11 protein-coding genes and 1 tRNA gene are annotated in these 13723 nt (G+C 69.4%); 9 read left to right on the forward strand and 3 right to left on the reverse strand.

All coding sequences use genetic code 11. The features are described 5' to 3' along the window. The first annotated feature begins 180 nt into the window (after positions 1-180). From N5K27_RS06615 to moaE, 5 genes are read left to right on the forward strand one after another with little or no spacing between them, the layout of a single operon-like run. On the forward strand, positions 181-1488 hold the full coding sequence (locus N5K27_RS06615; RefSeq protein WP_279815322.1) for a homoserine dehydrogenase: 1308 nt from the start codon (positions 181-183) through the stop codon (positions 1486-1488). Between the two features lie 8 nt (positions 1489-1496). After that, positions 1497-2909 (forward strand): threonine synthase, encoded by a 1413-nt coding sequence (thrC, locus tag N5K27_RS06620; protein ID WP_087840648.1) that lies wholly within the window; start codon positions 1497-1499, stop codon positions 2907-2909. Positions 2910-2964: 55 nt separating this feature from the next. Continuing rightward, positions 2965-4191, forward strand: coding sequence for a gephyrin-like molybdotransferase Glp (glp, locus tag N5K27_RS06625; protein ID WP_279815325.1), 1227 nt, complete (start codon positions 2965-2967; stop codon positions 4189-4191). Between the two features lie 3 nt (positions 4192-4194). Then, positions 4195-4452 (forward strand): molybdopterin converting factor subunit 1, encoded by a 258-nt coding sequence (moaD, locus tag N5K27_RS06630; protein ID WP_087840649.1) that lies wholly within the window; start codon positions 4195-4197, stop codon positions 4450-4452. A gap of 1 nt (position 4453) precedes the next feature. Beyond that, complete coding sequence (moaE, locus tag N5K27_RS06635) at positions 4454-4912, forward strand: molybdopterin synthase catalytic subunit MoaE (protein ID WP_087840650.1); 459 nt, start codon at positions 4454-4456, stop codon at positions 4910-4912. Between the two features lie 13 nt (positions 4913-4925). Here the strand turns inward: moaE and hpnE are convergent, their stop codons facing one another. Genes hpnE through hpnC form a run of 3 tightly spaced genes read right to left on the reverse strand, consistent with a single transcriptional unit; the run spans position 4926 to position 8015 of the window. Continuing rightward, positions 4926-6317 (reverse strand): hydroxysqualene dehydroxylase HpnE, encoded by a 1392-nt coding sequence (gene hpnE, locus N5K27_RS06640; protein ID WP_279815328.1) that lies wholly within the window; start codon positions 6315-6317, stop codon positions 4926-4928. Next, positions 6296-7159, reverse strand: coding sequence for a presqualene diphosphate synthase HpnD (hpnD, locus tag N5K27_RS06645; RefSeq protein WP_279815330.1), 864 nt, complete (start codon positions 7157-7159; stop codon positions 6296-6298). The genes hpnE and hpnD overlap by 22 nt, the downstream gene beginning before the upstream one ends. After that, a complete protein-coding gene (gene hpnC, locus N5K27_RS06650) occupies positions 7149-8015 on the reverse strand; it encodes a squalene synthase HpnC (protein WP_279815332.1) in 867 nt (288 codons plus the stop codon). The genes hpnD and hpnC overlap by 11 nt, the downstream gene beginning before the upstream one ends. 142 nt (positions 8016-8157) lie before the next feature. On the opposite strand from hpnC, the gene alr reads away from it, so the two are divergent. The 4 genes from alr to N5K27_RS06670 all read left to right on the forward strand — a co-directional run bounded on the left by alr (position 8158) and on the right by N5K27_RS06670 (position 13563). Continuing rightward, on the forward strand, positions 8158-9261 hold the full coding sequence (alr, locus tag N5K27_RS06655; protein WP_279815334.1) for an alanine racemase: 1104 nt from the start codon (positions 8158-8160) through the stop codon (positions 9259-9261). A 2-nt stretch (positions 9262-9263) separates the two neighbouring features. After that, complete coding sequence (radA, locus tag N5K27_RS06660) at positions 9264-10631, forward strand: DNA repair protein RadA (protein ID WP_087836991.1); 1368 nt, start codon at positions 9264-9266, stop codon at positions 10629-10631. Positions 10632-10750: 119 nt separating this feature from the next. After that, positions 10751-13342, forward strand: a complete 2592-nt coding sequence (gene clpB, locus N5K27_RS06665) for an ATP-dependent chaperone ClpB (RefSeq protein ID WP_279815337.1) — start codon at positions 10751-10753, stop codon at positions 13340-13342. 145 nt (positions 13343-13487) lie between these two features. Beyond that, positions 13488-13563: transfer RNA gene (locus tag N5K27_RS06670), tRNA-Gly, on the forward strand. The last annotated feature ends 160 nt before the right edge of the window (positions 13564-13723 follow it).

Below are 13723 nucleotides of genomic sequence, written 5' to 3' on the forward strand. Positions count from 1 at the left end.
TCGTCCCAAGTCCGTTACACTGGAGGCTTGCCAGCCGGCGGCCGTGGCCGGCGATTCCCGCCCCTTCCGCAGCCCAGTGCCGCATCCCGCCTCGTCCGGCGGAGCCCATGCGGCGGGTCGGAGCGCGCCAAAGCAAGGGCGGGGAAGTTTTCGAAGAACCCTGTATTGCCCGGAAACACAATGGAACCCATCCGAGTAGGCCTCCTGGGCCTGGGCGTCGTAGGCGGCGGCACTTTCAAGGTCCTCGCCCGCAACGCCGAAGAAATCGCCCGCCGCGCCGGCCGCCACATCGTCGCGACCAAGGTCTCGGCCCGCGATGTCGCCAAGGCGAAGTCCCGCGTCGGCGAAGCCGCCGAAGTCGTCGCCGACCCGTTCCAGATCGTCCGCGATCCCGAGATCGACATCGTGGTCGAACTGATAGGCGGCGACACCCTGGCGCGCGAACTCGTCCTGGAAGCCATTGCCCACGGCAAGCACGTCGTCACCGCCAACAAGGCCCTGCTGGCCAAGCATGGCAACGAGATCTTCGCCCGCGCCAGCGAACAGGGCGTCATGGTCGCCTTCGAAGCCGCGGTGGCCGGCGGCATCCCTATCATCAAGGCCATCCGCGAGGGCCTGTCGGCCAACCAGATCGAATGGGTGGCCGGCATCATCAACGGCACCACCAATTTCATCCTGACCGAGATGCGGGCCCGCGGCCTGCCGTTCTCGCAGGTGCTGGCCGAGGCGCAGCGCCTGGGCTATGCCGAGGCCGACCCGACCTTCGACATCGAGGGCGTGGATGCCGCGCACAAGCTCACGCTGCTGTCGTCCATCGCCTTCGGCGTGCCGATCCGCTTCGACAAGGCCCACATCGAGGGCATCTCCAGGCTGGCGCAGGAAGACATCCGCTACGCCGAGGAACTGGGCTACCGCATCAAGCTGCTGGGCATCACCAAGGCGCGTCCCGAGGGCATCGAACTGCGGGTGCACCCGACCCTGATCGCCGCCCGGCGCGTGATGGCGAACGTGGAAGGCGCGATGAACGCGGTCATGGTCAAGGGCGACGCCGTGGGCGCGACCCTGTACTACGGCCAGGGCGCGGGCGAGGAGCCCACCGCCTCGGCGGTGGTCGCCGACCTGGTGGACGTGACCCGCCTGCACACGGCCGATCCCGAGCACCGCGTGCCGCACCTGGCCTTCCAGCCGGATGCCATCACCGACCGTCCCATGCTGTCGATCGAGGACATCACCACCTCGTATTACCTGCGGCTGGCGGTGACCGACCAGCCGGGCGTGCTGGCCGACATCACGCGCATCCTGGCCGACGCGTCGATCTCCATCGTTTCCATGATCCAGAAGCCGCGCGAGGACGCCACCCAGGCGGACATCATTTTCCTGACCCACGAGGCGCTGGAGCGCAACGTCAACGCCGCCATCGCCCGTATCGAGGCGCTGCCCACCGTGGTGTCGGCCGTCACGCGCCTGCGCATAGAGAACCTCGCCTAGGACGCAGCATGAAATACCTTTCGACCCGCGGCGGCATGGCGCCGCAATCGTTCACCGACGTCCTGCTGGAAGGGCTGGCGCCCGACGGCGGGCTGGCCGTGCCCGAGTCCATCCCGCAGGTCACGCCCGGGCAGCTCCAGGCATGGCGTTCGCTGTCGTATGCCGACCTGGCGTACGAAGTCCTCAAGCTGTTCATCACTGACATTCCCGAGCAGGACCTGCGCGAACTGACGCGCAAGACCTACCGCCCCGAGGTGTTCGGCGGCGAGGTCATCGTGCCGCTCAAGCCGCTCAAGCAGGGCATCTCGCTGCTGGGCCTGTCCGAAGGGCCGACGCTGGCCTTCAAGGACATGGCCATGCAGTTCCTGGGCCATCTGTTCGAATACGTGCTGGCGCGCCGGGGCACGACGCTGAACATCCTGGGCGCGACGTCGGGCGACACGGGTTCGGCCGCCGAATACGCCATGCGCGGCAAGAAGGGCGTGGCGGTGTTCATGCTGTCGCCCGCCGGCCGCATGAGCGCCTTCCAGCGCGCGCAGATGTATTCGCTGCAGGATGCCAACATCCACAACCTGGCCGTGCATGGCGTGTTCGATGACTGCCAGGATATCGTCAAGGCGGTCAGCGGCGACCTGGCGTTCAAGACCGCGCACCGCATCGGCGCGGTCAACTCCATCAACTGGGCGCGCATCGCCGCCCAGGTGGTGTACTACTTCCATGGCTGGCGGCTGGCCACCGAAGGCGCGGCCGATCCCATGGCCCAGGTGTCGTTCGCGGTGCCCTCGGGCAACTTCGGCAACATCCTGGCCGGCCACGTCGCCCGCAGCATGGGCCTGCCCATCCGCCGCCTGGTGCTGGCCACCAACGAGAACAACGTGCTGGAGGAATTCTTCCGCACCGGCATCTACCGCCCGCGCGTCTCGAGCGAAACCTACGAGACCTCCAGCCCCTCCATGGACATCTCGAAGGCATCCAACTTCGAGCGCTTCGTCTACGACCTGCTGGGCCGCGATCCCGCGCGCCTGAAGGCGCTGTGGGACGAGCTGGCGGCGCAGGGTTCGTTCGACCTGTCGGCCTACAAGCCGCAGTTCGCGCAGTACGGCTTCGTCTCGGGCACCAGCACCCATGCCGACCGGCTGGCCACCATCCGCCGCGTCCATGCCGAAACCGGCGTGGTCATCGACCCGCATACCGCCGACGGCGTCAAGGTGGCGCTGCCTTATGTCGAGCCGGGCATACCCATGCTGGTGCTCGAGACCGCGCTGCCGGTGAAGTTCTCGGCCACCATCGAGGAGGCCCTGGGGCAGCCCGCGCCGCGGCCCGCGGGATTCGAGAACATCGAACAGCTGCCGCAGCGCGTGCAGACCGTGGACGGCGACGTGCAGACCATCAAGGACCTGATCGCCGCCGAGGCCGTCTGACGGCGGCGTCGAGTATGTGCGGCGCGCCGCGGGGCGGGCCGCGAAGGAGTCGATTGTGAAGCCTGGTTCGAACCTGCTTTCCCTGGACGAGGCCCTGGAGATCCTGCTGGCGGTCGAGCCCCTGGGCCGGGCCGCCGAACAGATCGAGCTGGCGCGGGCCGCGGGCCGTATCCTGGCCGCCGACGTGATGGCATCGATCAACGTGCCGGCCGCCGACAATTCGGCGATGGACGGCTACGCCGTGCGTACCGCCGACGCGGCGCTGTTCGCCGCGGGCATGCCCGTGTCGCAGCGCATCCCCGCGGGGGCCGTGCCGCAACCGCTGGCCGCCGGGACGGCCGCCCGCATTTTCACCGGCGCGGAGATCCCCGAGGGGGCCGATGCCGTCGTGATGCAGGAAGAGGCCGACGTCCGGGACGATCGCGTGGCATTCGCCAAGCCGGTCGAGGCGGGCGCCTGGATACGCGCCAAGGGCTGCGACATCGAGGCCGGCAGCCGCATCCTGCGGGCCGGAACGCGCCTGCGGGCGCAGGACGTGGGCCTGGCCGCCTCGGTCGGCGTGCCGCGCCTGCCCGTGCAGCCCAGGCTGCGCGTGGCCACGCTGTCCACCGGCGACGAACTGGTCGCGCCCGGCGAGCCGCTGCCCCCGGGCAAGATCTACAACTCCAACCGCTACCTGCTGCAGGGCATGCTGGCGGCGCTGCCGGTCGAGCACGCCGACCTGGGCGCCGTGCAGGACAGTTTCGAGGCGACGCGCGAGGCCTTGCGCAACGCCGCCCGCGAGAACGACCTGATCATCACCACCGGCGGCGTGTCGGTGGGCGAGGAAGACCACGTCAAGCCGGCGGTCGAGTCGCTGGGGCGGCTGGACATGTGGAGCCTGTCCATCAAGCCCGGCAAGCCGCTGGCTTTCGGCCGCCTGCGCCGCGACGACGGTACCGAGGCGGTCTTCATCGGGCTGCCGGGCAATCCCGTCTCGAGCTTCCTGACCTTCGGCCTGCTGGTCAAGCCGCTGCTGCTCAAGCTGGCCGGGGCCCACGCCACGACGCCGTCGAGGACCGCCATGCGCGCCGATTTCGATTGGCCCAAGGCCGACCGCCGGCGCGAGTTCCTGCGGGTGCGCCGCAACGAGCAGGGCGGGCTCGACCTGTTCCCCAACCAGTTGTCGGCGGTGCTGACCTCGACGGTCTGGGGAGACGGCGTGATCGACAATCCGGGTGGACAGACGATCCGGAAAGGCGATACGGTGTCATTCATCAGCTACGCCGAACTGCTGGGCTGAGCCATGAACGTCGACATCCTGTATTTCGCATCGCTGCGCGAAGCCCTGGGCCGGGAAAGGGAAGCGGCCGAACTGCCCGAGACGGTGCGTACCGTGGGCGAACTGCGGTCGTGGCTGGCCGGGCGCGGCGGCGCCTGGGCCGCGGCGCTGGCTCCCGAGCGCGCCGTGCGCGCCGCGCGCAACCACACGATGGTGCAGGCCTCCGAACGTCTGCAGGCCGGCGACGAGGTCGCTTTCTTTCCACCCGTCACCGGAGGGTGACATGTCCATCAGCGTCCAGACCGCCGACTTCGACGCCGGCGCGGAAATCGCCGCGCTGCGGGCCGATCCGTCGGTGGGGGCCGTCGTCACCTTCGTCGGCACCGTGCGCGACATCAACGAAGGCGACAGCGTCTCGTCGCTGACGCTCGAACACTATCCCGGCATGACCGAGAAGGCGCTGGCCGACATCGTCCGGCAGGCCCGGGAACGCTGGACGCTGAACGCCGTACGGGTCATTCATCGCGTCGGCACGCTGCGGGCGCTGGACCAGATCGTCTTCGTGGGCGTGGCGGGGCGGCATCGCGGCGCGTGCTTCGCCGCCTGCGAGTTCATCATGGACTACCTGAAGACGCAGGCGCCGTTCTGGAAGAAGGAGGCCACGGGCCGGGGCGATCGTTGGGTCGAGGCGCGCGATTCCGACGACGAGGCGGCCCGCCGCTGGGAGTCCGGGCAGGAGTGAGGCGCGGAGCGGGTCAGCCGCGTGCGTCCGCAGCGTCTGCCAGCAGGCGGCCGGCCTCGAGCCCGCTGCGGACGGCGCCTTCGAGCGTGCCTGGGTAGCCCGTATCCGTCCAATCCCCGCACAGCGCCAGCCGCGGCCAGGCCGTGGCATTGCCCGGCCGCGCCAGGTCCGGCACGGCGGCGAAGGTCGCGCGCTTGTCGACCAGCAATTCCCAGTCTTGCACCGGCGGCATGCCGCCCGCGCCCTGGCCGGCCAATTGTTCCCGCAATTGATCGAGCAGGCCCGCCGCGCATGCGGAGCGGTCCCGCCCTTCGAAGTCCGATGCCGCGCTGACCACGACGGCGAGTTCCCCGTGTCCTTCATCGTGGCCCAGCAGGGCGCGCCGGTCGAATACCCATTGGCCCAGGTGCCCGCGCGCGGCGTCTTCCGTCAGCATCAACATGGGAAACGCAAGCCGGAACGGCGCCGCGAGCCGCACGGTCAGCGTGGCGATGGGCAGATGGCGGAAGGCGCGCAGCGCCTGCCGGACCGCCTGCATGGCGGGATGGGGGGGCAGCAGGCGGGCCGCGATGCCCGGCGGGACGGCCAGCACGGCGGCCGCATAGGGCTCGCCATCGACCAGCACGCGCTCGTCGCCAGGCACCAGTTCCCGCACCGCTTGTCCACGGCGCAATTGATGGCGGGCCGCGGCCGCGCGCGGCCACAGGCTGGACAGGTCGCAGCGCGGCAGCAGCAGGTCGCTGTGGCTGCGCGGCGCGTCCAGGCTGTCGCGCAGCACGGCGGCGAACAGGCGGGCGCAGGCCTGTTCAGGAGGGGTATTGAGCGCGGCCAGGCACAGCGGGCGCCACAGGCGCGCGACGGCTTCCCGTGGCTGGTTCCAGGTGGCGAGCAGGCGCGCGACCGTGGGCGAGCCGCCGGCCTGTCCGGGCATCGGGTCCCGGCCCGCCGCCAGCCATCCCTGCGCGCGCAGTCCCAGCACGAAGCGCAGCGCCGCCCAGCGCGCGCCGGCGCCCAGGCCGCGCGCGCCCAGCAGCGCGGCCACGCCATGCAGCGGCGAGGGCAGGCGGGGCGCACGCAAGGCGAAGCGTCCATCGGCGGAGGCCAGCCGCAGCGGGGCGCGAAGCAGCAAGGCATCGGGGTCCTGGCCAAGCTCGCGCATCAGCGCAAGGGTTTCGGTGTAGGCGCCCAGCAGCAGATGCTGGCCATTGTCCAGCGGGGCGGAGAAGGCGGGGCCGCCGGGACGGGCGGCGACGGTGCGCGCGCGGCCGCCTACCTCGCGGGCCGCCTCGTACACCGTGACCGCGTAGCCGCGGCCGGCCAGGACGTGCGCGGCCGCCAGGCCCGCCCATCCGGCGCCGACCACCGCCGCGCGGCGCGGGCCGCTCAGCTTCCGATCTGGCGCCACAGGGCCCGGCCACCGGTCACGTAGGTCTTCCACGCCAGCCAGAACTTGCGCAGCGGCGTCAGCGAAATGCGCTGGTGCAGGACCTGGTAGCCGGACCGTTCGATCTCGTCCAGCAGCGCGTGGTAGATGGCGGCCATCATCAGGCCCGGGCGCTGGGGCCGCCGGTCCTCGGGCGGCAGCAGCGCCAGCGCCTCGCGATAGGCACGCCGCGCCCGCTCGCACTGGAAGCGCATCAGGGCCGAGAAATTGTCCGAATAACGGCCGTTCAGGATGTCGGCCGCCTTGACGTCGAACTGCTGCAATTCGTTGACCGGCAGGTAGATGCGGCCCTTGCGGGCGTCGTCGCCGACGTCGCGGATGATGTTGGTGAGCTGGAACGCCAGCCCCAGGCGGTCGGCGTAGGCCAGCGTCCGCGCATCGGCGTAGCCGAAGATGCCCGCCGACAGTTCGCCGACGACGCCGGCCGCCCGGCGGCAGTAGCGTTGCAGCGCGGGGTAGTCCAGGTAGCGCGTCTGGTCCAGGTCCATCTCCATGCCGTCCACGATCTCCAGCAGGCGGTCCCGGGTGATGCCGCAGGCGACCAGGTGGGGGGCGAGGGCACGGGTGACGGGATGCTCGGGCTTGCCGTCGAACAGGCGTTCGATCTCGGTCCGCCACCAGGCCAGCTTCAGGCGGGCCACCGAGGCGTCGCTGGCTTCGTCCACCGTGTCGTCCAATTGGCGGCACAGCGCGTACAGCGCGGTGATGGCGCGCCGGCGCTCGGGTGGCAGGAACAGGAAGCTGTAGTAGAAACTGGAGCCGCTCTGCGCGGCCTTCTCCTGGCAGTACTGGTCAGGCGTCATGATGGGGAGGGGGTGCGGGCGTCGCTTGGGGCATGCGCAGCGCGCGCCAGGCAAGCTTCAGCCACTCGGTTTTCTTCAGTACCGGCCGGGCCCGGAAGACGTCGTACCCGCCGGCTTCGATGCGTTCCAGGATGCGCAGCCCGCCTTGGACGACCAGGCGCAGTTCCCAGCCGATGCGGCCCGGCAGGGCCCGCGCCAGCGGCGCTCCGGAGTGTAACAGCGCCCGTGCCCGGTCGACCTCGAACGCCATCAGCGCGCGCCACGCCGGCGAGCATCGGCCCGCCGCGATGTCGGCCTCGGCCACGCCGTGGCGTGCCAGGTCCTCCCGGGGAATATAGACCCGGTGCTTGCCCCAGTCCACGGCCACGTCCTGCCAGAAGTTGGTCAGCTGCAGCCCGGTGCAGATCGCGTCCGACCAGGCCAGGTTGCGCGGCGTGGCGGCCTCGTACAGGTGCAGCATCAACTCGCCCACGGGGTCGGCCGAGCGATGGCAATAGTCGCGCAGGGCCGCGAAGTCCTCGTAGCGCTTGACGGTCACGTCCTGGGCGAATGCCGACAGCAGGCGACGGAAGGGGGCGAGCGGCAGGCGGTGGCGGGCGACGGTGGAGGCCAGCGGGACGAAGATGGCGGCCAGCTCGGGGGCGGGCGGTTGCGCCCGTGCGCCTTCCCCGATCCAGTCCAACCCGGCGCCGAAGCGCGCCAGCGCGGCCAGGCGTTCCCGGTCGGATGCGTCTCCCTCGTCGGCGATGTCGTCGGCGGCGCGCGCGTAGCGGTAGATATCCAGCACCGCCGTCCGCAGGCGCGGGGGCAGCAGCAGCGAAGCGACGGGGAAGTTTTCGTAGTGACCGGCGGACATGGCTAGACCTGGGAATCCGGCGCCGATGATACCGGTTCGCCGCGAAGGAGGCGTGGGACAGGGATGTCCTGCGCGGCCGGCGCTCAAGGGCTACACTTTCCTTTTGCCATCCCGGCGCGCCGCGCCGGTCCTCTTTTGCGCCATGCCCCGTCCCATCTTCGCCACCGTTTTACGCCACGCGTTTTCCCACAACCTGGATGTCGTCCGCCGCCGGCTCGATGCCGCCCGTCCCGATGGCGGCAGGGCCAGGATCTGGGCCGTCATCAAAGCCAATGCCTATGGGCATGGCATCGAACGCGCGGTGGCCGGATTCGCGCGGGCCGACGGCCTGGCCATGCTGGACCTGTCCGAGGCCGTGCGCTGCCGCGAAGCAGGATGGACCGGGCCCATCCTGCTCCTGGAAGGCATCTTCGAGGCCGCAGACCTGGACGCGGTCGGCCGGTACGGCCTGACCACGGCGGTGCATCATGCGGACCAGCTGGCGCTGCTGCGGCAGGCCCGGCTGCCGCGTGCCGTGGACGTCTTCCTCAAGCTCAACAGCGGCATGAACCGCCTGGGCTTCAGCCCGGACGCCTACGCCGGCGCGCATGCCGGACTCGCGGCCTTGCAGGCCGAGGGCCGGCTGGGCCAGGTCGGCCACATGACCCATTTCTCCACCGCCGATACGGCAGAGGGCATCGAGGCCCAGCTGGAGGTGTTCCGCCGGGCGACCGCGGGGCTGCCCGGACCGGTCAGCCTCTGCAATTCCGCCGCCAGCCTGCGCTACCCGGAGGTGGCGGGCGACTGGGCGCGGCCCGGCATCGCGCTCTACGGCGCGACGCCTTTCGCCGACGAAAGCGCCGAGTCGCTGGGGCTCGTGCCGGCCATGGCGCTGAAGTCGCGGCTCATCGGCACCCAGGAACTGCGGGCCGGCGACGCCGTCGGCTACGGCGGCATGTACCGGGCCGAGGGACCGATGCGCGTGGGCGTGGTGGCGTGCGGCTATGCCGACGGCTATCCGCGCCATGCGCCCACCGGTACGCCGGTGGTCGTCGACGGGGTGCGCACCCGGCTGCTGGGACGCGTCTCCATGGACATGCTGGCGGTCGATCTCGGTCCCGTGCCGCGGGCCCAGGCCGGCGCGCCGGTCACGCTGTGGGGCGACGAGGGCCTGTCGGTGGACGACGTGGCGACGGCCGCCGGCACCATCGGCTACGAGCTGCTGTGCGCGGTCGCCCCGCGCGTGCCCATGCATTTCGAGGAGTGACCATGGCCAAGGCCAAGACCGTCTATGTCTGCACCGAGTGCGGCGGCACCGCGCCCAAATGGCAGGGCAAGTGCCCCCATTGCGGCGGCTGGAACACGCTGGAGGAAACCGTGGCGGCGGCCAGCGCCGGCGCCGCGGCCGGCCACCGCTACGCGCCGCTGGCGGCCAGCACGCCGGTGCGCAAGCTGGCCGATATCGAGGCGCGCGAAATGCCGCGCTTTCCCACCGGCATCGACGAATTCGACCGCGTGCTGGGCGGCGGCATGGTGGCCGGCGCGGTGGTGCTGATCGGCGGCGATCCGGGCATAGGCAAGTCGACGCTGCTGCTGCAGGCGCTGGCGGCGTTGTCGGCCAGCCGCCGGGTCCTGTACGTGACGGGCGAGGAGTCCGGCGACCAGGTCGCGCTGCGGGCGCGCCGGCTGGGCCTGGATACGGGCAACGTCGACCTGCTGGCCGAGATACGCCTGGAAGCCATCCAGGCGGCGCTGGCCGAAACCGCGCCGGAAGTCGCCGTGATCGACTCCATCCAGACCCTGTATTCCGAGCAGCTCAGCTCGGCGCCGGGCTCGGTGGCCCAGGTGCGCGAGTGCGCGGCCCAGCTCACCCGCACGGCCAAGCAGACCGGCGTGACCATCGTCATGATCGGCCACGTCACCAAGGAAGGCGCGCTGGCGGGGCCCAGGGTGCTCGAGCACATCGTCGACACCGTGCTGTACTTCGAAGGCGACACCCATTCGTCCTTCCGGCTGGTGCGCGCGTTCAAGAACCGTTTCGGCGCGGTCAACGAACTCGGCGTCTTCGCCATGACCGACCGCGGGCTGAAGGGGGTCGCCAACCCGTCGGCGCTGTTCCTGTCCCAGCACCAGCAGCAGGTGTCCGGCTCGTGCGTCATGGTCACGCAGGAGGGCAGCCGTCCGCTGCTGGTCGAGATCCAGGCGCTGGTGGATTCGGCCAATGCGCCCAATCCGCGCCGCCTGTCGGTCGGGTTGGAAGGCAACCGGCTGGCCATGCTGCTGGCGGTGCTGCACCGGCACGCCGGCACCGCGGCCTTCGACCAGGACGTCTTCGTCAATGCCGTGGGCGGCGTTCGCATCACCGAACCCGCGGCGGACCTGCCGGTGCTGCTGGCCATCGTGTCCTCCATGCGCAACCGGCCCCTGCCGCGCGGCCTGGTGGCCTTCGGGGAAGTGGGCCTGGCCGGCGAGATCCGGCCCGCGCCGCGCGGCCAGGAACGCCTGCGCGAAGCGGCCAAGCTCGGCTTCAGCGTGGCGCTGATTCCCAAGGCCAACGCCCCGCGCCAGCCCATCGAGGGCATGGAGGTCTGGGCAGTGGACAGGCTGGACGAGGCGCTGGACCGGCTGCGGGGGTAGTCTTCGGGGTGGTATAACCTTCTATCCCCCTGCGCAATGTAGGGGGATTGAAACCGTTCGAATCGACCTCACATCCAGAGTATCCGGGCCCGCGGCCCCCACTTATTGGCGTGAAAACAATGCGAATCGACCGACTCACCACCAAGTTCCAGCAGGCCCTGGCAGACGCGCAGAGCCTGGCTGCGCGCAACGACAACCCCTACATAGAACCCCTGCACGTCCTGGCGGCGCTGCTGGCCGATGCCGAAAGCGGCGCGGGCAGCCTGCTGGCGCGCGCGGGCGTGGCCGTCAGCAAGCTGACCCCCGAGGTCAATGCCGCCATCGGCCGCCTGTCGCAGGTTCAGGGCAGCGATGCCAACATCCAGATCAGCCGCGATCTCCAGTCCCTGTTCAACAAGGTCGACAAGGAAGCGGCCAACCGCGGCGACACCTATATCGCCAGCGAGCTCTTCCTGCTGGCCCTGGCCGACGACAAGGGCGAGGCCGGCCGCCTGCTGCGCGAGGCCGGGCTGCAGCGCAAGGTGCTCGAGACCGCCATCGACGCCGTGCGCGGCGGCGCGCCGGTCGATTCGCAGGAAGGCGAAAGCAATCGCGAGTCCCTGAAGAAATACACCCTGGACCTGACCGAGCGGGCCCGCCAGGGCAAGCTCGACCCCGTCATCGGCCGCGACGACGAGATCCGCCGCACCATCCAGATCCTGCAGCGCCGCACCAAGAACAACCCCGTGCTGATCGGCGAGCCCGGCGTGGGCAAGACCGCCATCGTCGAGGGCCTGGCCCAGCGCATCGTCAACGACGAGGTGCCCGAGTCCCTGAAGGGCAAGCGGGTGCTGTCGCTCGACATGGCGGGCCTCCTGGCGGGCGCCAAGTTCCGCGGCGAGTTCGAGGAACGGCTGAAGGCCGTGCTCAAGGAGCTTGCCCAGGACGAGGGCAAGAACATCGTCTTCATCGACGAGCTCCACACCATGGTCGGCGCGGGCAAGGCCGAGGGCGCCATGGATGCCGGCAACATGCTCAAGCCGGCGCTGGCGCGCGGCGAACTGCACTGCATAGGCGCGACCACGCTGGACGAGTACCGCAAGTACATCGAGAAGGACGCCGCGCTCGAACGCCGCTTCCAGAAAGTGCTGGTGGGCGAGCCCTCGGTGGAGGCCACCATCGCCATCTTGCGGGGCTTGCAGGAGCGCTATGAGCTGCACCACGGCGTGGACATCACCGACCCGGCCATCGTCGCCGCGGCCGAGCTGTCCAATCGCTATATCACCGATCGCTTCCTGCCGGACAAGGCCATCGACCTCATCGACGAGGCGGCGGCGCGCATCCGCATGGAAATCGATTCCAAGCCGGAGGTCATGGACAAGCTCGACCGCCGCATGATCCAGCTCAAGATCGAGCGCGAGGCGGTCAAGAAGGAAACCGACGAGGCTTCGCAGCGCCGGCTGCAACTGCTCGAGGAAGAGCTGGGCAAGCTCGAGCGCGAGTACAACGACTACGAGGAAGTCTGGAAGGCCGAGAAGGCCGCCGTCCAGGGCGCCCAATCGATCAAGGAAGAGATCGAGAAAGTGCGCGCCGAGATGAGCGAGCTGCAGCGCAAGGGCCAGTTCGACAAGCTGGCCGAACTGCAGTACGGCAAGCTGCCCGAGCTGGAGGCCCGCCTGAAGTCCGCGGAAGGCAACGAGAAGGCGATCGAGGCGGACAAGCCCAAGCTCTTGCGCACGGAAGTCGGCGCCGAGGAAATCGCCGAGGTCGTCTCGCGCGCGACGGGCATTCCCGTCTCCAAGATGCTGCAGGGCGAACGCGCCAAGCTGCTGCACATGGAAGAGAAGCTGCACGAGCGCGTGATCGGCCAGGACGAGGCCGTGCGTCTCGTGTCCGACGCCATCCGCCGTTCGCGCGCCGGCCTGTCCGATCCGCAGCGGCCCTACGGCTCGTTCCTGTTCCTGGGGCCGACCGGCGTGGGCAAGACCGAGCTGACCAAGGCGCTGGCCGGATTCCTGTTCGACGCCGACGACCACATGGTGCGCATCGACATGAGCGAGTTCATGGAGAAGCATTCGGTGGCCCGCCTGATCGGCGCGCCGCCGGGATACGTCGGCTATGAAGAGGGCGGCTACCTGACCGAGGCCGTGCGGCGCAAGCCGTACAGCGTGATCCTGCTCGACGAGATCGAGAAGGCCCACCCGGACGTCTTCAACGTGCTGCTGCAGGTGCTGGACGACGGGCGGCTGACCGACGGGCAGGGGCGCACGGTCGACTTCCGCAATACGGTCATCGTCATGACGTCCAACCTGGCCTCGCAACAGATCCAGGCCATGGCCGGACAGCAGTACGACGTCATCAAGGCCGTGGTCTGGGACGAGATCAAGCAGCACTTCCGTCCGGAGTTCCTGAACCGGATCGACGAGGTCGTGGTGTTCCACGGGCTGGATGCCAAGCACATCGAGTCCATCGCGCGGGTGCAGTTGCAGCGCCTGGGCGAGCGGCTGGCGAAGATGGACATGCGGCTGGAGGTCTCGGACGAGGCCATCGCCCAGATCGCGCGTGCCGGCTTCGATCCCGTGTTCGGCGCGCGGCCGTTGAAGCGCGCGATCCAGCAGGAGATCGAGAACCCCGTGGCCAAGCTGATCCTGGAGGGCAAGTTCGGCCCGAAGGACGTGGTGCCGGTGGACTGGAGCGAAGGACGCTTCGTCTTCACCCGCACCCTGCAGTAATCGCCTTGCCTCGAGCGCCGCACCGGATCGCCGGTGCGGCGTTTTTCTTAGGGTTCGCGGCGAGCGGTCGTACCGGGGTGATTTGACACGATAATTTTTTATTTGCTATAGTTCTTTTCTCGCTGCACAAAATTGCAGCGTAGATGCGGGAATAGCTCAGTTGGTAGAGCGCAACCTTGCCAAGGTTGAGGTCGCGAGTTCGAGACTCGTTTCCCGCTCCAATTTATGGTTTGCAGGCTTCTGTCGAAGTCTGTGGATCCTTGAAAAAGGAGCCTTCGGCTCCTTTTTTCATTCCAGCAAGCACCGCGGCGATCCAGCATCTTTCCATGCTGTCGAGGCTGACTCGCTCGCTGCAAGTGGGAGCGCTGCTGCATACCCGAG

Source organism: Pigmentiphaga sp. GD03639, assembly GCF_029845405.1.
Classification (GTDB): Bacteria; Pseudomonadota; Gammaproteobacteria; order Burkholderiales; family Burkholderiaceae_B; genus Pigmentiphaga; species Pigmentiphaga daeguensis.

Bases quoted from the DNA above. Each gene is read 5' to 3' on its own strand.
- N5K27_RS06615 (WP_279815322.1), top strand. From the start codon at position 181: ATGGAACCCATCCGAGTAGGCCTCCTGGGCCTGGGCGTCGTAGGCGGC.
- thrC (WP_087840648.1), top strand. From the start codon at position 1,497: ATGAAATACCTTTCGACCCGCGGCGGCATGGCGCCGCAATCGTTCACC.
- moaD (WP_087840649.1), top strand. From the start codon at position 4,195: ATGAACGTCGACATCCTGTATTTCGCATCGCTGCGCGAAGCCCTGGGC.
- moaE (WP_087840650.1), top strand. From the start codon at position 4,454: ATGTCCATCAGCGTCCAGACCGCCGACTTCGACGCCGGCGCGGAAATC.
- hpnD (WP_279815330.1), bottom strand. From the start codon at position 7,159: ATGACGCCTGACCAGTACTGCCAGGAGAAGGCCGCGCAGAGCGGCTCC.
- hpnC (WP_279815332.1), bottom strand. From the start codon at position 8,015: ATGTCCGCCGGTCACTACGAAAACTTCCCCGTCGCTTCGCTGCTGCTG.
- alr (WP_279815334.1), top strand. From the start codon at position 8,158: ATGCCCCGTCCCATCTTCGCCACCGTTTTACGCCACGCGTTTTCCCAC.
- radA (WP_087836991.1), top strand. From the start codon at position 9,264: ATGGCCAAGGCCAAGACCGTCTATGTCTGCACCGAGTGCGGCGGCACC.
- clpB (WP_279815337.1), top strand. From the start codon at position 10,751: ATGCGAATCGACCGACTCACCACCAAGTTCCAGCAGGCCCTGGCAGAC.